Genomic DNA, 15924 nt, shown 5'->3' with positions numbered 1-15924 from the left:
GCGCAGGATCTCCATGCTCGATTCCCACGCGGCAAACTGCTCCTGTCCGCGTTCTGCTAGCGCGTGAGCGAGCAGCCCGGCAAGCCGCGTCGAATCGTTCCTCAGCAGGTCAGCGAAGTCGCCATGCCAGCCGCAAACATCCGGGCTGAGCGCCGATGCCACCGCACCATCGAACCGCGCAACACAGCCGGGGTCAAGCACTCGGGCACGTTCCAAATCGCTCTGCCCCACGCACTCACGCAAACGGGTTTGGTCTGGCAGTGTTGGGTTGCCCAGGCGCTACTTCTGCTCGAACTCTTTGCCCGCAGGCCCGGGTGTGCCGTCGGGCGCAGGATTCAAGTTGGAACCTTGCACCGCGCCGCCGGGCCCTTTTGCTCCGCCAGTGCCTTCGGCGAGCACGGTCGAGGGAATGCTGGGCTTGGTTCCGTTCCACACGAGCGCGTGGCTCGCGCCACCTGTGGCGCCGGAGCCGGAGCCGCCGGGGCCGCCCGTGCCGCCATCGCCGCCTGTTCCGCCCTTCCCCAGTCCGCCGCCGGCCGGACCACCTTGCCCGCCGCCTTTGCCCGATCCGCCCGGCGCGGAGCTCCCGCCCTTGCCGCCATCGCCACCCTTCTTGGAAGTGAGCGAGCAACCGCTCACGGTCACGTCGCTCTGCCACGAGAGAAGCGCAACGCTCGCGCCGCCGCCCTTGCCGCCGGTGCCCCTTGCCGCCGCCGCAACCCGCCATTCCGCCCGCGCCGCCGGACGCGCCGATGCACGACCCCGAGCCCGCGCTTCACCACCGCCGCCGCCGCCTGGCCCGGGAAACCATTAGCGCCGTCGTTGCCGTTCGCGGAGTGAACCCGGACGAGGTGAAGGTCCCGCTCGAGGCAGCGGCGGTTGCGAGCGTGCCAGAGTTTCCGTTGGAGCCTGCCACACCAGCCGTTCCGTTGTTCGTGCCTGAGCCGGCGGCGCCGCCGTTTTTGATGTTGGGCGGAGTCACGCTGGTTTGGGGCAGGCCAGCGGCTCCGTCTTCGCCGGCAAGGCCTTGTTCGCCAAACCGCCATTGCCGCCCTTCGATCCGCACGTGCTCGCGCCGGACCATTTCCCTCCGTCCTGTGTGCCCGGCGCACTCGTACACGTCGCCGCCGCGCCATTCCTGCGCTGCCGCCGCGTTGTCACCATCCGGCCTTTGCGTCCCGTCGCTGCCCGCGTTTCCAGCCTTGCCGTCGCCAGCGGTGAGCGACACGTTCTTGAACGCGACGCCCTTCGAGCTCGCGACAATGGCGCCGAAGCTGCTCTCGCCAGAGTTCGCGGCGTTCGCTGCGATGATGTCGAAGCTCTCGACTGTGAAGCTCGTCGAGATGCCGGAAATCGTCAGGCCGACCGCCGCTCCGTTCACCTTTGCTTTTGCGCTGGCCGACCAGGTCCAGGTGCCACAGTCGAAGCCGCCATACATGCCGCGGCTGTCGTGAGTGGCCGTTACCGCCAGCGTCGCCGTCTCGCTGAATCCGCCTCCGTCGTCAAAGCGTAGACACCTTGCCCGTGGTCCCCGCGCTGGCGAGCGCCTTGCCCAGCGTCTTGTACGGGCTGGCTTTGGTGCCGTTGCCGCTAGTGTCGTCGCCTTTCGGCGAAACAAAGACACCGTAGTCGTCAGCGATGAGGGCGTGGCTCAGGCCAGGCGACTTCGTCGGGTCGCAAGTGCCGCTGTCACCGCCGGCAACTCCACCGCTTCCAGCAGTGCCGCCGGTGTTGCCAGTGCCGCCGGTGCCGGATGTGCCTCCGGTGTTGCCGGTTCCGCCGGTGCCACCGGTGCCGCTCGTCCCACCGCTGCCACCGGTGCCGCCGTCCTTCTGCGGACAGGTCGAGGTTGCCTCGCAGGAGTCGAAGTTGTCTCCGCCGCAGGCGATCAAACCACCGCCGCTGGCGACAGCAGCAAGCACGAAAGCAAAGCCCATCTTCTTCATTTCATCCCCTTGATCATCAGAAGCGGCCGAAGGCGCGAGGCCTGCCGTGTGCTGATCCAGCAGCGGATACACCGCAGTCTTGTTGTTCGAGCCGGGCATCAACATGAATGCCACGAAGCCTGCAGCGCCAACACCGGCGCCGATGAATCCAATCGTGGAAATCGTGCCGCTGCTCTTCGCGCGATCGACAGCGTCCGCCAGGTCGGAGCAAGCGGCGGGTTTGGTCTTCCCGCTGCAGCCACTATCGCCGAGCTTGTTGTCGCTCTGGAGTGCGTCCGCATCATCCTTCGCCGATTGCTTCTTCATGTAGAAGCCCACCCCGACACCGAGGCCGATCAGCGCAACCGCTCCGACGCGATCAGACCGACGGTCTTCACCGAGGATCCACCCGGCGGTTTGAGATCACCTGTAGCGTTTGCGTTCGCGTTCGCGTTCGCGCCGCCGGAACCGTCCCCATTCCCGGGTGGCCCCGCCGCTGGTCCCACCGCCGCTGCCTCACCCTCGATCACGAGCTCGATCTCTCGCGCGTCGCCGACATCGAGCGCGACCGTCTTCTTGACGACCTTCTCCCCGATCTTCGCCTCGATCGTCGCCGCCCCCGCGTCGATGAACACCGGTCCCGGCAGCGGCGACTTGCCGACCGGCTTGCCGTTGACGCTGATGTCCGCGCCTTCGCTGACCTTCAACGTCAGCGTGCCGATCTTCTGCTTTGCTTCCTCGAACCGCGCCGCCGTGCGCTTGCGCGAGGCCTCCTGACCCGCAGGCCAGTTGCGCAGCGAGTACTCGAGGTGCTCCGCCGCATCCCGGAACTTCCCCTGGAACACCTCAACGTCACCGAGGTTGCCCGCCACTCGTGCTGCCCACCCTCGTCGCCGCTGCGCGGCGCCGGTCCCTCCCAAAGCCGTGCTCGCGGCTCCGCCGCTCCGCGCGGCAGGGAGGGACTGTGACCTGCCGCCTCGTTTCGAGGTCTGGCGGCGCGATGACTCGCTGCGAGCTTGGCGATGCCGGGCCGGGTCGGTGTTCCGCCCGGCGTGACGGCCGGGCTGTGCTCCGGTGGCGCACGCTCTGCGCCACGCCGCGCGCGGCGTGCGGAGTGAGCCCGAGCTTGCAACGCGCACCGCGGATGAAGCGAGCTCGAAGCGGCGTGTCACAGATCGTGCGCCGTGGGGTCGCAAAGCCCGGCCGTCACGCCGGGAGGAGGAAACACCATGGCCCAACATCCCCGAAGCTCTCCGCTCATCATCGCACGGGCTCGCGAAGTGCGCTTCGCGATGACCGAGACCGAGGAAATCCTGTGGCGGGAGCTCTCGGGCGGCAGGCTCGGGGTGGCGTTCCGGCGGCAGGTGCCCATCGGGCGGTACGTGGCGGACTTCGCCGCGCTGAGCGTGAAGCTCGTCGTCGAAGTCGATGGTGGGTATCACTCACTGCGAAGGGCGGCCGATGCGCGCAGGGACCGGGACTTCGCCCGGTGGGGCTACCGCGTGGTGCGCGTGGGGGCGGACGAGGTGCGGGCGGACGTGCGGGCGGTGCTGGCGCGGGTGCGGGAGGTCATCGCTCAGGGGTGAGAGTGTGCAGGCTGACGCGCACGCGCCTGCATCACTTCTGCTCGAACTCTTTGCCAGCAGGTCCGGCCGTGCCCTCCGGAGCAGGATTCAAGTTGGAACCTTGCACCGCGCCGCCGGGCCCTTTTGCTCCGCCAGTGCCTTCGGCGAGCACCGTCGAGGGGATGCTGGGCTTGGTTCCGTTCCAAACGAGCGCATAGCTCCCGCCACCTGTGGCGCCCGAGCCGGAGCCGCCGGGGCCGCCGGTGCCGCCCTTACCGCCATCGCCCGCGCTTCCGAGACCACCCCGGCCGGACCACCTTGCCCGCCGCTCTTACCGCTTCCTCGGCGCGGCGCTCCGCCCTTTCCGCCGTCGCCACCCTTCTTGGAAGTGAGCGAGCAACCGCTCACGGTCACGTCGCTCTGCCACGAGAGAAGCGCAACGCTCGCGCCGCCGCCCTTGCCGCCGGTGCCCTGCCCGCCGCCGCACCCCGCCATTCCGCCCGCGCCGCCAGACGCGCCGATGCATGAGCCCGAGCCCGCGCTTGCACCACCGCCTCCGCCGCCTTGGCCAGGGAAACCATTGGCGCCGTCGTTGCCGTTCGCGGGAGTGAACCCGGACGAGGTGAAGGTCCCGCTCGAGGCAGCGGCGGTTGCGAGCGTGCCAGAGGTTCCGTTGGAGCCTGCCACACCAGCCGTTCCGTTGTTCGTGCCTGAGCCGGCGGCGCCGCCGTTTTTGATGTTGGGCGGAGTCACGCTGGTTTGGGGCAGGCCAGCGGCTCCGTCTTCGCCGGCAAGGCCCTTGTTCGCCAAACCGCCGTTGCCGCCCTTCGACCCGCACGCACTCGCACCGGGCCACTTCCCGCCATCCTGGGTGCCCGGCGCACCCGTGCAAGTCGCCGCCGCGCCATTCTGCGCCGCCGCTGCGTTGTCACCGTCCAGCCCTTGCGTGCCGTCGCTGCCCGCGTTTCCAGCCTTCCCATCACCCGCGGTGAGGTTCACGTTCTTGAACACGACGCCATTCGAGGTCGCGACGATCGCGCCGAAGCTGCTCTCGCCGGAGTTCGCGGCGTTCGCCGCGGTGATGTCGAAGCTCTGACTTTGAAGTTGGACGAGATGCCGGAGATCGTTAGCGCGACCGCCGCTCCGTTCACCTTCGCTTTTGCGGTGGCCGACCAGGTCCACGTGCCGCAGTCGAAGCCGCCATACATGCCGCGGCTGTCGTGAGTGGCCGTTACCGCCAGCGTCGCCGTCTCGCTGAATCCGCCTCCGTCGTCACAAGCGTAGACACTCTTGCCCGTGGTCCCCGCGCTCGCGAGCGCCTTGCCCAGTGTCTTGTACGGGCTGGCTTTGGTGCCGGTGCCACTAGTGTCGTCGCCTTTCGGCGAAACAAAGACACCGTAGTCGTCAGCGATCAGACATGGCTCAGCGCTCGGTGACTTCGTCGGGTCGCAAGTGCCGCCGTCGCCGCCGGCAACGCCGCCGCTTCCAGCAGTTCCGCCGGTGTTGCCGGTGCCGCCGGTGCCGGATGTGCCTCCCGTGTTGCCGGTTCCGCCGGTGCCACCGGTGCCGCTCGTCCCACCGCTGCCACCGGTGCCGCCGTCCTTCTGCGGACAGGTCGAGGTTGCCTCGCAGGAGTCGAAGTTGTCTCCGCCGCAGGCGATCAAACCACCGCCGCTGGCGACAGCAGCAAGCACGAAAGCAAAGCCCATCTTCTTCATTTCATCCCCTGATCATCAGAAGCGGCCGAAGGCGCCGGGGCCTGCCGTGTGCTGATCCAGCAGCGGATACACCGCAGTCTTGTTGTTCGAGCCGGGCATCAACATGAATGCCACGAAGCCTGCAGCGCCAACACCGGCGCCGATGAATCCAATCGTGGAAATCGTGCCGCTGCTCTTCGCGCGATCGACAGCGTCCGCCAGGTCGGAGCAAGCGGCGGGTTTGGTCTTCCCGCTGCAGCCACTATCGCCGAGCTTGTTGTCGCTCTGGAGTGCGTCCGCATCATCCTTCGCCGATTGCTTCTTCATGTAGAAGCCCACCCCGACACCGAGGCCGATCAGCGCAACCGCTCCGGACGCGATCAGACCGACGGTCTTCACCGAGGATCCACCCGGCGGTTTGAGATCACCTGTAGCGTTTGCGTTCGCGTTCGCGTTCGCGCCGCCGGAACCGTCCCCATTCCCGGGTGGCCCCGCCGCTGGTCCCACCGCCGCCGCCCCCCCCGCGATCCTCAGCTCGATCTCTCGCGCGCCGCCGACATCGAGCGCGACCGTCTTCTTGACGACCTTCTCCCCGATCTTCGCCTCGATCGTCGCCGCCCCGCGTCGATGAACACCGGTCCCGGCAGCGGCGACTTGCCGACCGGCTTGCCGTTGACGCTGATGTCCGCGCCCTCGCTGACCTTCAACGTCAGCGTGCCGATCTTCTGCTTTGCTTCCTCGAACCGCGCCGCCGTGCGCTTGCGCGAGGCTTCCTGACCCGCAGGCCAATGCCTCAACGAAAATTCCAAATGCTCCGCCGCATCCCGGAACTTCCCCTGGAACACCTCAACGTCACCGAGGTTGCCCGCCACTCGTGCTGCCCACCCTCGTCGCCGCTGCGCGGCGCCGGTCCCTCCCAAAGCCGTGCTCGCGGCTCCGCCGCTCCGCGCGGCAGGGAGGGACTGTGACCTGAGGGGTCTGCTCGAGGTCTGGCGGCGCGATGACTCGCTGCGAGCGTCGCGATGTTGCGCCGGGTGGGTGTTCCGCCCGGCGTGACGGCCGGGCTGTGCTCCGGTGGCGCACGCTCTGCGCCACGCCGCGCGTGGCATGCGGAGTGAACCCGAGCCTGCAACGCGCACCGCGGATGAAGCGAGCGCGAAGCGGCGTGTCACAGATCGTGCGCCGTGGGGTCGCAAAGCCCGGCCGTCACGCCGGGAGGAGGAAGCACCATGGCCCATCATCCCCGAAGCTCTCCGCTCATCATCGCACGGGCTCGCGAAAATGCGCTTCGCGATGACCGAGACCGAGGAAATCCTGTGGCGGGAGCTCTCGGGCGGCAGGCTCGGGGTGGCGTTCCGGCGGCAGGTGCCCATCGGCCGGTACATCGCGGACTTCGCCGCGCTGAGCGTGAAGCTCGTCGTCGAAGTCGATGGTGGGTATCACTCGCTGCGAGGGGCGGCTGATGCGCGCAGGGACCGGGACTTCGCCCGGTGGGGGTACCGCGTGGTGCGCGTGGGGGCGGACGAGGTGCGGGATGATGTGCACGCGGTCGTGGCGCGGGTGCGGGAGGGGGTTGCCTTGCGCTGAGCGCAGGCTGTGCATCCGGCGTCTACTGCACTTCCATCGTCGCCTTTGCGTCTCCATCAATGCCGTCGTTGGTGCCCGGTTTGCCACCGACACCCTTGTTGCCCTTGTTGCCGAGCTGGGGACTGGTCGCGGTCAGCGTGACAGGCTTGCCCTTCGATACGACACCCGCACTGACGCCGCCCGCCCCGCCGCCACCTGCTCCGCCGTCGGCGCCCTTGCCGCCGTTGCCGCCGTTGCAGCCGCCACCGACTTTCACGCCACCGAAACCTGCGATCTGCTGACCCGTCTGTCCGGCAATTCCGCTGCCGCCGTCGCCCGCGTCTCGAGCGATCACCTCGCAAGTGTCGAGGGAGACCGCGGTGTTCAGAGCAAGAAGAGCGATGCTCGAGCCGCCAGCGCCGCCGCCCTTGCCGGGTGCGCCGCCGCACGCGCCGCAACCGCCGCCGCCGCCGCCGCCGCTGGTGGCGCTGCCTGCGCCGCCGCCGCCGCCTTGCCCGGGTCCGCCTGCTTTGCCGTCGGTGCCGGGAGTGCCAAGCCAGCCGCCCGAGGCGAGAGTGCCGAGAGTCTTTGCCCCGTCAGAGGGTGTCACGGCTGCGCCGGGGTTGCCATCGCCTCCGGTGCCACCTGGCGAACAGGATCCAATCACTCCACCTTTACCAGCGCCGAGGTCCGGCTGACCGAGGCCACCGCCGGTTGCGCCGACCCCGCCATCGCCACCCTTTGCCCCGGTTGTCTTCGTCCCATCCGGACACGTGCACTGATTGAACGCGGCTCCCGTGTCACCGCTCGCATTCTTTCCGTCTAGCGTCGTCTGAGCCGGGTAGTTGAAATCCGTCTTTGTCCCCGTCGCACCCTTCGCTCCCTTGCCTGCCTCGAGTCGCACGCGCTTCATCGAGATCGCTCCCGACTCCTTCACGAACGCCGCGACGCTCGACTCGCCCGGATCACTCCCGGCCATCGCGAAGAAACCGACGTCCTCGAAGGTCGCGCCGGCTGCGAGCGTGTCGAGCGTCAACACGATCCCTCGCGTGGAAGGTTTCAGGTTTGCGCGCGCCGAAGATTCCAAGGACCAATCGGCACACTTGAAGCCACCGTAGACCTTGATCCCATCCGCCGCGGTCGTCAGCGAGAGCTCGTCGTCGTCACCGTTGCACGCGATCACCCGACCGTGTCCCGCCGTCTTCGCTTTCGCGACGGCGTCCGCGAAGGACTTCAACGGACTCGCTTTGGTCCCCGCTCCGCCCGCACTGCCCGACGGCGAAACAAAGATGGCGTTCTCGTCACTCACCAAACACGGCGCTTCACTCGGACTCTTCGTCGTGTCGCAAGTGCCGCCGTCGCCGCCGGCAACTCCGCCGCTTCCAGCAGTTCCGCCGGTGTTGCCGGTGCCGCCGGTGCCGGAGGTGCCTCCGGTGTTGCCGGTTCCGCCGGTGCCACCGGTGCCGGATGTGCCTCCGGTCGCGCCGGTGCCGCCGTCTTTGCCTCCGGTGCCGCAGTCGTTGTTGGCCTCACAAGACCCGAAGTCGTCGCCGCCGCACGCGACGGCCGTTGCGCCGCCAGCGATCGTCATCAACACAAATGCAAGGCCAAGCTTCTTCATTGGTTCCCCTTTTGGTCCTAGAAACGGCCGGAAGCGCCGAGGCCCGCCGTGTGTTCGTCGAGGAGCGGATAGAGCACGGCGCTCTGTTTCTTGCTCGGCATCAACATGAAGGCGACGAGGCCTGCCGCGCCCACACCTGCGCCGATGAAGCCGATCGTTGAGATCGTTCCGCTGCTTTCGGCCTTGTCATTAGCGTCCGCGAGGTCGGCACATACTCCGGTCTTGCCCGACTTCGGGCACCCACCAGAACCGAACTGCTTCACCGCATCCGCCGCGAACCCCTCCGCGTCATCCTTCGCCGACTGCTTCTTCATGTAGAAGCCGACGCCGACGCCAAGCCCGATCAGCGCAACCGCGCCGGACGCGATCATCCCGACAGTCTTGACGGACGATCCACCTGGCGGTTTGAGATCACCACTCGCGTTGCCGTTCGCGTTCGCGCCGCCCGAACCGTCACCATTCCCGGGTGGCCCCGCCACCGGCCCCACCGCCGCCGCCTCCCCCTCGATCACGAGCTCGATCTCTCGCGCGTCGCCGACATCGAGCGCGACCGTCTTCTTGACGACCTTCTCCCCGATCTTCGCCTCGATCGTCGCCGCCCCCGCGTCGATGAACACCGGTCCCGGCAGCGGCGACTTGCCGACCGGCTTGCCGTTGACGCTGATGTCCGCACCTTCGCTGACCTTCAACGTCAGCGTGCCGATCTTCTGCTTTGCTTCCTCGAACCGCGCCGCCGTGCGCTTGCGCGAGGCCTCTTGACCCGCAGGCCAGTTGCGCAGTGAGTACTCGAGGTGCTCCGCCGCATCCCGGAACTTCCCCTGGAACACCTCCACGTCACCGAGGTTGCCCGCCACTCGTGCTGCCCACCCTCGTCGCCGCTGCGCGGCGCCGGTCCCTCCCAAAGCCGTGCTCGCGGCTCCGCCGCTCCGCGCGGCAGGGAGGGACTGTGACCTGAGGGGTCTGCTCGAGGTCTGGCGGCGCGATGACTCGCTGCGAGCGTCGCGATGTTGCGCCGGGTGGGTGTTCCGCCCGGCGTGACGGCCGGGCTGTGCTCCGGTGGCGCACGCTCTGCGCCACGCCGCGCGTGGCATGCGGAGTGAGCCCGAGCCTGCAACGCGCACCGCGGATGAAGCGAGCGCGAAGCGGCGTGTCACAGATCGTGCGCCGTGGGGTCGCAAAGCCCGGCCGTCACGCCGGGAGGAGGAAGCACCATGGCCCATCATCCCCGAAGCTCTCCGCTCATCATCGCACGGGCTCGCGAAATGCGCTCTGCAATGACCGAGACCGAGGAAATCCTGTGGCGGGAGCTCTCGGGCGGCAGGCTCGGGGTGGCGTTCCGGCGGCAGGTGCCCATCGGCCGGTACGTGGCGGACTTCGCCGCGCCGAGCGTGAAGCTCGTCCTCGAAGTCGATGGTGGGTATCACTCACTGCGAAGGGAGGCTGATGCGCGCAGGGACCGGGACTTCGCCCGGTGGGGCTACCGCGTGGTGCGCGTGCGGGCGGAGGACGTGCGGGCGGACGTGCGGGCGGTGGTGGCGCGGGTGCGGGAGGTCATCGCTCAGGGGTGAGAGTGTGCAGGCTGACGCGCACGCGCCTGCATCATTTCTGCTCGAACTCTTTGCCAGCAGGTCCGGCCGTGCCCTCCGGAGCAGGATTCAAGTTGGAACCTTGCACCGCGCCGCCGGGCCCTTTTGCTCCGCCAGTGCCTTCGGCGAGCACGGTCGAGGGAATGCTGGGCTTGGTTCCGTTCCACACGAGCGCGTGGCTCGCGCCACCGCTTGCGCCGGAGCCGGAGCCGCCGGGGCCGCCGGTGCCGCCCTTACCGCCATCGCCCGCGCTTCCGAGACCACCCCCGGCCGGACCACCTTGCCCGCCGCTCTTACCGCTTCCTCCCGGCGCGGCGCTCCCGCCCTTTCCGCCGTCGCCACCCTTCTTGGAAGTGAGCGAGCAACCGCTCACGGTCACGTCGCTCTGCCACGAGAGAAGCGCAACGCTCGCGCCGCCGCCCTTGCCGCCGGTGCCCTTGCCGCCGCCGCAACCCGCCATTCCGCCCGCGCCGCCGGACGCGCCGATGCACGAGCCCGAGCCCGCGCTTGCACCACCGCCTCCGCCGCCTTGGCCAGGGAAACCATTGGCGCCGTCGTTGCCGTTCGCGGGAGTGAACCCGGACGAGGTGAAGGTCCCGCTCGAGGCAGCGGCGGTTGCGAGCGTGCCGGAGTTTCCGTTGGAGCCTGGTTGACCAGGGCTGCCGTTAGCCGTGCCCGTACCGGGGTCTCCTCCGTTGTTTACGTTCGCGGGGGTGACATTAGTTTGTGGGATCCCGCCGGACCCTTTCTCGCCAGAGGCCCCAAGATTCGCGGTCCCGCCCGTTCCGCCTTTGGCGGAGCAACCGCTTGGCGCCGACCACGACCCACCCGGCTGCGTTCCCGGAGCACTGGTACACGTCGCTGCCTTGCCATTCTGCGCCGCCGCTGCGTTGTCACCATCCGGCCCTTGCGTGCCGTCGCTGCCCGCGTTCCCAGCCTTCCCATCACCCGCGGTGAGGTTCACGTTCTTGAACACGACGCCATTCGAGGTCGCGACGATCGCGCCGAAGCTGCTCTCGCCGGAGTTCGCGGCGTTCGCCGCGGTGATGTCGAAGCTCTCGACTTTGAAGTTGGACGAGATGCCGGAGATCGTTAGCGCGACCGCCGCTCCGTTCACCTTCGCTTTTGCGGTGGCCGACCAGGTCCACGTGCCGCAGTCGAAGCCGCCATACATGCCGCGGCTGTCGTGAGTGGCCGTTACCGCCAGCGTCGCCGTCTCGCTGAATCCGCCTCCGTCGTCACAAGCGTAGACACTCTTGCCCGTGGTCCCCGCGCTCGCGAGCGCCTTGCCCAGTGTCTTGTACGGGCTGGCTTTGGTGCCGGTGCCACTAGTGTCGTCGCCTTTCGGCGAAACAAAGACACCGTAGTCGTCAGCGATCAGACATGGCTCAGCGCTCGGTGACTTCGTCGGGTCGCAAGTGCCGCCGTCGCCGCCGGCAACGCCGCCGCTTCCAGCAGTTCCGCCGGTGTTGCCGGTGCCGCCGGTGCCGGATGTGCCTCCCGTGTTGCCGGTGCCTCCTGAACCGCCGGTGCCGCTCGTCCCACCGCTGCCACCGGTGCCGCCGTCCTTCTGCGGACAGGTCGAGGTTGCCTCGCAGGAGTCGAAGTTGTCTCCGCCGCAGGCGATCAAACCACCGCCGCTGGCGACAGCAGCAAGCACGAAAGCAAAGCCCATCTTCTTCATTTCATCCCCTTGATCATCAGAAGCGGCCGAAGGCGCCGAGGCCTGCCGTGTGCTGATCCAGCAGCGGATACACCGCAGTCTTGTTGTTCGAGCCGGGCATCAACATGAATGCCACGAAGCCTGCAGCGCCAACACCGGCGCCGATGAATCCAATCGTGGAAATCGTGCCGCTGCTCTTCGCGCGCTCGACCGCGTCCGCCAGGTCGGAGCAAGCGGCGGGTTTGGTCTTCCCGCTGCAGCCACTATCGCCGAGCTTGTTGTCGCTCTGGAGTGCGTCCGCATCATCCTTCGCCGATTGCTTCTTCATGTAGAAGCCCACCCCGACACCGAGGCCGATCAGCGCAACCGCTCCGGACGCGATCAGACCGACGGTCTTCACCGAGGATCCACCCGGCGGTTTGAGATCACCTGTCGCGTTTGCATTCGCGTTCGCGTTCGCGTTCGCGTTCGCGCCGCCGGAACCGTCACCATTCCCGGTGGCCCGCCACCGGCCCCACCGCCGCGGCCTCACCCTCGATCACGAGCTCGATCTCTCGCGCGTCGCCGACATCGAGCGCGACCGTCTTCTTGACGACCTTCTCCCCGATCTTCGCCTCGATCGTCGCCGCCCCCGCCTCGATGAACACCGGTCCCGGCAGCGGCGACTTGCCGACCGGCTTGCCGTTGACGCTGATGTCCGCGCCCTCGCTGACCTTCAACGTCAGCGTGCCGATCTTCTGCTTTGCTTCCTCGAACCGCGCCGCCGTGCGCTTGCGCGAGGCTTCCTGACCCGCAGGCCAATGCCTCAGCGAAAAATTCCAAGTGCTCCGCCGCATCCCGGAACTTCCTGGAACACCGCAACGTCACCGAGGTTGCCCGCCACTCGTGCTGCCCACCCTCGTCGCCGCTGCGCGGCGCCGGTCCCTCCCAAAGCCGTGCTCGCGGCTCCGCCGCTCCGCGCGGCAGGGAGGGACTGTGACCTGAGGGGTCTGCTCGAGGTCTGGCGGCGCGATGACTCGCTGCGAGCTTGGCGATGCCGGGCCGTGTGGGTGTTCCGCCCGGCGTGACGGCCGGGCTGTGCTCCGGTGGCGCACGCTCTGCGCCACGCCGCGCGCGGCATGCGGAGTGAGCCCGAGCCTGCGACGCGCACCGCGGATGAAGCGAGCGCGAAGCGGCGTGTCACAGATCGTGCGCCGTGGGGTCGCAAAGCCCGGCCGTCCCGCCGGGAGGAGGAAGCACCATGGCCCATCATCCCCGAAGCTCTCCGCTCATCATCGCACGGGCTCGCGAAATGCGCTCTGCAATGACCGAGACCGAGGAAATCCTGTGGCGGGAGCTGCGCGGCGGGCAGCTGGGGGTCGCGTTTCGGCGGCAGGTGCCCATCGGGCGATACGTGGCGGACTTCGCCGCGCTGAGCGTGAAGCTCGTCGTCGAAGTCGATGGTGGGTATCACTCGCTGCGTCGCGTGGCAGATGCGCGCAGAGATAGAGATCTCGCGCGGTGGGGGTACCGCGTGGTGCGCGTGGGAGCGGAAGAGGTGCGGGCGGACGTGCACGAGGTCGTGGCGCGGGTGCGGGAGGTCATCGCTCAGGGGTGAGAGCGGTCTGCGTGCTCACTTCGCTTCGAGCGTTTGCTGTGCCATTCCGTCGATGCCGTCGTTCGTGCCGACCTTGCCGCCGTCGCCCTTCTTGCCGAGCTTGCCGAGCGTGTACTTCGTGCCGCTGTCCATGTCGGGCGCTGCCGTGCCTTTCCAGACTACCGCAACGCTGATGCCGCCGGCGCCGCCGCCGCCAGCGGCGCCGGTGCCACCTGGTGCGCCATTGCCTCCGGAACAACCGGGCGGTGTGCCGTTGCCCAGGAACCCAACATCGGTCTGCCCGGTCTGTCCTGCGACACCCTTGCCGCCTGCGCCGGCGTCGAGAGTGAGCAGCTCGCTACCCGCGCCAACAGTCACGATCGAATCCAGCACGAGCAGCGCGATGCTCGCACCACCGCCGCCGCCGCCAGGTCCTCCCGCACCGCCGCATCCGCCGCAACCGCCGCCACCGCCGCCGCCGGTCGCGGAGCTTGCGCCGCCGCCGCCGCCCTGGCCAGGGCCGCCTGCGGTGCCGGTCGCTCCGCTCGACGGGGACCAGCCACTACTCAAGATGGCGCCAATCGTGGATGCGCCGGCCGCTTCACCTGGCGAAGTGCCGGGATTGCCGTCGCCGCCACCGCCGCCAGCGTTGCAGGTCTTGGACGGGTCGCCCGCGAGGCCACCTCCCTTGTCGGGGGTTCCTTTGCCGCCGGCTTGGCCGCCCGTTGTCGCGGTTCCGCCGATGCCACCCGTGGTCAGCGCACCACCCGGGCAGGTGCACTTCTTCTCGGCACCGCCCGCTGTCCCGTTCGCGTTGTTGCCGTTCAGCGAGGTCTGCGCCGGATAGCCGAACGGGGTCAGCGTCGCATCGGCGCCCGCAGCACCCTTGCCCGCGGAGAGCTTCACTCGCAGGAGCTTCACGTCTGCGCTGTTGTGGACGAACGCGCCGATACTGCTGTCCCCTGCCGCGGTTCCGTCGGCTGAGGTGAACTCCATGTCCTCGATCAAGATCTTGGACGCGACCGAGTCAATCTCGAGCGCAAAGCCCTTGGACTTGGGCTTCACGATCGCGCGCTGGCCGGTCTCGTAGCTCCAGTCCGTACACGAGAATCCGCCCGACAGCCTGCCACCGTCCGTGAGCTTGACCTGCTCGTCGTAGGTCGTGTCGCACACGAGAATCATCTTGTTGCTGGTCGAGGCCAGAGCTTCGCCAATCGTCTTGAAAGGGCTGGCCTTGCTGCCATCGCCGGTTGCGGTCGCCGTGCCGTTGACGAAGATCGCGTACTGGTCGCTCACGAGGCAGGGCGCCTCACTGGGGCTCTTCGTCGGGTCGCAAGTGCCGCCGTCGCCGCCGGCAACTCCGCCGCTTCCAGCAGTTCCGCCGGTGTTGCCGGTGCCGCCGGTGTTGCCAGTTCCGCCGGTGTTGCCGGTGCCTCCCGTCCCGGACGTGCCCCCGCTTGCGCCGGTGCCTCCGTCTTTACCTGCGCCACCTGCACAGTTGTTGTTCGCGTCACACGAGCCGAAGTCGTCGCCGCCGCAACCCGCGACCATCACCGCCGAGGCGCCGATCGCCGCGAGAACGAAAGCCAAGCCCATCTTCTTCATGTCATCCCCTTGGGTTCCTAAAAGCGACCGTGCGCGCCGAGGCCGGCGGTGTGTTCGTCGAGGAGCGGGTAGAGCACGGTGTCATGTTTCTTGTTCGGCATCAGCATGAAGGCAACCAAGCCCGCTGCGCCAACGCCGGCGGCGATGAAGCCGATCGTCGAAAGTGTACCGCTGCTTTTCGCCTTGTCGTTTGCGTCCGCCAGGTCGGTGCAGGGGGCGGCACTTGGCTGATTCCAACAGCCATTCTTGCCCAACTGGTTGACCGCATCCGCTCTGAAGCTGTCCGCATCATCCTTCGCCGACTGCTTCTTCATGTAGAAGCCCACCCCAACACCGAGACCGATCAGCGCAACCGCTCCGGACGCGATCAGGCCGACGGTTTTGACTGACGATCCACTCGGTGGCTTCAAGTCGCCAGTCGCGTTCGCGTTCGCGTTCGCGTTCGCCCCGCCGGAACCGTCGCCGTTCTCCGATGGCCCCGCCACCGGCCCCACCGCCGCGGCCTCCCCCTCGATCACGAGCTCGATCTCTCGCGCGTCGCCGACATCGAGCGCGACCGTCTTCTTGACGACCTTCTCCCCGATCTTCGCCTCGATCGTCGCCGCCCCCGCGTCGATGAACACCGGCCCCGCGAGTGGCGACTTGCCGACGCTCTTGCCGTTGACCGAGACGTCAGCGCCTTCGCTGACCTTCAACGTCAGCGTGCCGATCTTCTGCTTTGCTTCCTCGAACCGCGCCGCCGTGCGCTTGCGGGAGGCTTCCTGACCCGCAGGCCAGTTGCGCAGTGAGTACTCGAGGTGCTCCGCCGCATCCCGGAACTTCCCCTGGAACACCTCGACGTCACCGAGGTTGCCCGCCACGTCGTAGCTCTGCTTCAGAGCCCAGGCCGCCTTGAAGGCTTCGGCGGCTTCGTCCCAGCGCTTCATCTTGTAAGCGTCGTTGCCCTTCTTGAAGAGCCGCGAGGCCTCGTCGGTGGGCTCCGCGGAGGGCGTGTCCACCGGCGGTTGCGCAAAACTCGGGCTCGCCGCTGCAAGGAAAGCGGCCAGGAAGAGGGCGGGACGGGCGCGGTGCTTCATGCCGGCGTGCGCAAATTCCCTCATGGCGGCGGGGCTGGCAAGTT

20 protein-coding genes and 1 pseudogene are annotated in these 15924 nt (G+C 68.2%); 6 read left to right on the top strand and 15 right to left on the bottom strand.

Features of this window, described 5'->3' with window-relative positions:
- Positions 1 to 279: 279 nt before the first annotated feature.
- The 4 genes from IPI67_14105 to IPI67_14090 form a co-directional block, all read right to left on the bottom strand.
- On the bottom strand, positions 280 to 639 hold the full coding sequence (locus tag IPI67_14105) for a hypothetical protein (GenBank protein ID MBK7581334.1): 360 nt from the start codon (positions 637 to 639) through the stop codon (positions 280 to 282).
- A gap of 136 nt (positions 640 to 775) precedes the next feature.
- Positions 776 to 1438, bottom strand: a complete 663-nt coding sequence (locus tag IPI67_14100; GenBank protein ID MBK7581333.1) for a hypothetical protein — start codon at positions 1436 to 1438, stop codon at positions 776 to 778.
- A 64-nt stretch (positions 1439 to 1502) separates the two neighbouring features.
- Complete coding sequence (locus IPI67_14095; protein ID MBK7581332.1) at positions 1503 to 2252, bottom strand: hypothetical protein; 750 nt, start codon at positions 2250 to 2252, stop codon at positions 1503 to 1505.
- Between the two features lie 29 nt (positions 2253 to 2281).
- Positions 2282 to 2797 (bottom strand): hypothetical protein, encoded by a 516-nt coding sequence (locus IPI67_14090; GenBank protein MBK7581331.1) that lies wholly within the window; start codon positions 2795 to 2797, stop codon positions 2282 to 2284.
- A gap of 357 nt (positions 2798 to 3154) precedes the next feature.
- Between IPI67_14090 and IPI67_14085 the strand changes: the two genes are divergently transcribed.
- Positions 3155 to 3511 (top strand): DUF559 domain-containing protein, encoded by a 357-nt coding sequence (locus IPI67_14085; GenBank protein ID MBK7581330.1) that lies wholly within the window; start codon positions 3155 to 3157, stop codon positions 3509 to 3511.
- Between the two features lie 87 nt (positions 3512 to 3598).
- Here the strand turns inward: IPI67_14085 and IPI67_14080 are convergent, their stop codons facing one another.
- From IPI67_14080 to IPI67_14065, 4 genes are all read right to left on the bottom strand, one after another.
- Complete coding sequence (locus IPI67_14080) at positions 3599 to 4501, bottom strand: hypothetical protein (GenBank protein ID MBK7581329.1); 903 nt, start codon at positions 4499 to 4501, stop codon at positions 3599 to 3601.
- On the bottom strand, positions 4486 to 5208 hold the full coding sequence (locus IPI67_14075) for a hypothetical protein (protein MBK7581328.1): 723 nt from the start codon (positions 5206 to 5208) through the stop codon (positions 4486 to 4488). Before IPI67_14075 ends, IPI67_14080 begins: the two co-directional genes overlap by 16 nt.
- A 15-nt stretch (positions 5209 to 5223) precedes the next feature.
- Positions 5224 to 5586, bottom strand: a complete 363-nt coding sequence (locus IPI67_14070) for a hypothetical protein (protein ID MBK7581327.1) — start codon at positions 5584 to 5586, stop codon at positions 5224 to 5226.
- Positions 5587 to 5717: 131 nt separating this feature from the next.
- Positions 5718 to 6059 carry a hypothetical protein gene (locus IPI67_14065; protein ID MBK7581326.1) on the bottom strand — a complete coding sequence of 114 codons (342 nt, stop codon included), beginning with the start codon at positions 6057 to 6059 and terminating at the stop codon, positions 5718 to 5720.
- Positions 6060 to 6468: 409 nt separating this feature from the next.
- Here IPI67_14065 and IPI67_14060 point away from each other — a divergent pair, with 409 nt between their 5' ends.
- Complete coding sequence (locus IPI67_14060) at positions 6469 to 6774, top strand: DUF559 domain-containing protein (GenBank protein ID MBK7581325.1); 306 nt, start codon at positions 6469 to 6471, stop codon at positions 6772 to 6774.
- A gap of 22 nt (positions 6775 to 6796) precedes the next feature.
- Here the strand turns inward: IPI67_14060 and IPI67_14055 are convergent, their stop codons facing one another.
- Together IPI67_14055 and IPI67_14050 are read right to left on the bottom strand one after the other, a co-directional pair.
- The gene (locus tag IPI67_14055) at positions 6797 to 8374 is read right to left on the bottom strand and encodes a hypothetical protein (GenBank protein MBK7581324.1); all 1578 of its coding nucleotides are present in this window, start codon (positions 8372 to 8374) and stop codon (positions 6797 to 6799) included.
- 17 nt (positions 8375 to 8391) lie between these two features.
- Complete coding sequence (locus tag IPI67_14050) at positions 8392 to 9228, bottom strand: hypothetical protein (GenBank protein MBK7581323.1); 837 nt, start codon at positions 9226 to 9228, stop codon at positions 8392 to 8394.
- A gap of 357 nt (positions 9229 to 9585) precedes the next feature.
- On the opposite strand from IPI67_14050, the gene IPI67_14045 reads away from it, so the two are divergent.
- Positions 9586 to 9942 (top strand): DUF559 domain-containing protein, encoded by a 357-nt coding sequence (locus IPI67_14045; protein ID MBK7581322.1) that lies wholly within the window; start codon positions 9586 to 9588, stop codon positions 9940 to 9942.
- 31 nt (positions 9943 to 9973) lie between these two features.
- Here the strand turns inward: IPI67_14045 and IPI67_14040 are convergent, their stop codons facing one another.
- The gene (locus IPI67_14040) at positions 9974 to 10420 is read right to left on the bottom strand and encodes a hypothetical protein (GenBank protein MBK7581321.1); all 447 of its coding nucleotides are present in this window, start codon (positions 10418 to 10420) and stop codon (positions 9974 to 9976) included.
- On the opposite strand from IPI67_14040, the pseudogene IPI67_14035 reads away from it, so the two are divergent.
- Positions 10398 to 10478 (top strand): annotated as a pseudogene (locus tag IPI67_14035) (energy transducer TonB). The gene IPI67_14040 and the pseudogene IPI67_14035 overlap by 23 nt on opposite strands.
- Positions 10479 to 10928: 450 nt before the next feature.
- A complete protein-coding gene (locus IPI67_14030; protein ID MBK7581320.1) occupies positions 10929 to 11150 on the top strand; it encodes a hypothetical protein in 222 nt (73 codons plus the stop codon).
- Positions 11151 to 11660: 510 nt separating this feature from the next.
- Here IPI67_14030 and IPI67_14025 read toward each other — a convergent pair.
- Together IPI67_14025 and IPI67_14020 are read right to left on the bottom strand one after the other, a co-directional pair.
- Positions 11661 to 12023 carry a hypothetical protein gene (locus IPI67_14025; protein ID MBK7581319.1) on the bottom strand — a complete coding sequence of 121 codons (363 nt, stop codon included), beginning with the start codon at positions 12021 to 12023 and terminating at the stop codon, positions 11661 to 11663.
- Between the two features lie 85 nt (positions 12024 to 12108).
- Positions 12109 to 12459 (bottom strand): hypothetical protein, encoded by a 351-nt coding sequence (locus IPI67_14020; GenBank protein MBK7581318.1) that lies wholly within the window; start codon positions 12457 to 12459, stop codon positions 12109 to 12111.
- Between the two features lie 404 nt (positions 12460 to 12863).
- Here IPI67_14020 and IPI67_14015 point away from each other — a divergent pair, with 404 nt between their 5' ends.
- On the top strand, positions 12864 to 13220 hold the full coding sequence (locus tag IPI67_14015) for a DUF559 domain-containing protein (protein MBK7581317.1): 357 nt from the start codon (positions 12864 to 12866) through the stop codon (positions 13218 to 13220).
- A 15-nt stretch (positions 13221 to 13235) separates the two neighbouring features.
- On the opposite strand, the gene IPI67_14010 is transcribed toward IPI67_14015, so the two are convergent.
- Both IPI67_14010 and IPI67_14005 read right to left on the bottom strand, forming a co-directional pair.
- On the bottom strand, positions 13236 to 14804 hold the full coding sequence (locus IPI67_14010) for a hypothetical protein (protein ID MBK7581316.1): 1569 nt from the start codon (positions 14802 to 14804) through the stop codon (positions 13236 to 13238).
- Positions 14805 to 14821: 17 nt separating this feature from the next.
- Entirely contained in the window at positions 14822 to 15904 is a 1083-nt protein-coding gene (locus IPI67_14005; GenBank protein ID MBK7581315.1) for a hypothetical protein, read from the bottom strand.
- Positions 15905 to 15924: the final 20 nt, after the last annotated feature.

The organism is Myxococcales bacterium, assembly GCA_016706225.1.
In the GTDB taxonomy this organism is placed as follows: domain Bacteria; phylum Myxococcota_A; class Polyangia; order Polyangiales; family Polyangiaceae; genus JADJKB01.
Note: the sequence above shows the minus strand (reverse complement) of the source record. Positions and strands in the feature narration are given on the sequence as shown.

Excerpts from the sequence above, each read along its gene's own strand:
- IPI67_14100 (MBK7581333.1), bottom strand. The coding sequence starts at position 1,438 with ATGTATGGCGGCTTCGACTGTGGCACCTGGACCTGGTCGGCCAGCGCA.
- IPI67_14095 (MBK7581332.1), bottom strand. The coding sequence starts at position 2,252 with ATGAAGAAGCAATCGGCGAAGGATGATGCGGACGCACTCCAGAGCGAC.
- IPI67_14085 (MBK7581330.1), top strand. The coding sequence starts at position 3,155 with ATGGCCCAACATCCCCGAAGCTCTCCGCTCATCATCGCACGGGCTCGC.
- IPI67_14075 (MBK7581328.1), bottom strand. The coding sequence starts at position 5,208 with ATGAAGAAGATGGGCTTTGCTTTCGTGCTTGCTGCTGTCGCCAGCGGC.
- IPI67_14060 (MBK7581325.1), top strand. The coding sequence starts at position 6,469 with ATGCGCTTCGCGATGACCGAGACCGAGGAAATCCTGTGGCGGGAGCTC.
- IPI67_14055 (MBK7581324.1), bottom strand. The coding sequence starts at position 8,374 with ATGAAGAAGCTTGGCCTTGCATTTGTGTTGATGACGATCGCTGGCGGC.
- IPI67_14045 (MBK7581322.1), top strand. The coding sequence starts at position 9,586 with ATGGCCCATCATCCCCGAAGCTCTCCGCTCATCATCGCACGGGCTCGC.
- IPI67_14040 (MBK7581321.1), bottom strand. The coding sequence starts at position 10,420 with ATGGCGGGTTGCGGCGGCGGCAAGGGCACCGGCGGCAAGGGCGGCGGC.
- IPI67_14020 (MBK7581318.1), bottom strand. The coding sequence starts at position 12,459 with ATGCGGCGGAGCACTTGGAATTTTTCGCTGAGGCATTGGCCTGCGGGT.
- IPI67_14015 (MBK7581317.1), top strand. The coding sequence starts at position 12,864 with ATGGCCCATCATCCCCGAAGCTCTCCGCTCATCATCGCACGGGCTCGC.
- IPI67_14010 (MBK7581316.1), bottom strand. The coding sequence starts at position 14,804 with ATGAAGAAGATGGGCTTGGCTTTCGTTCTCGCGGCGATCGGCGCCTCG.
- IPI67_14005 (MBK7581315.1), bottom strand. The coding sequence starts at position 15,904 with ATGAGGGAATTTGCGCACGCCGGCATGAAGCACCGCGCCCGTCCCGCC.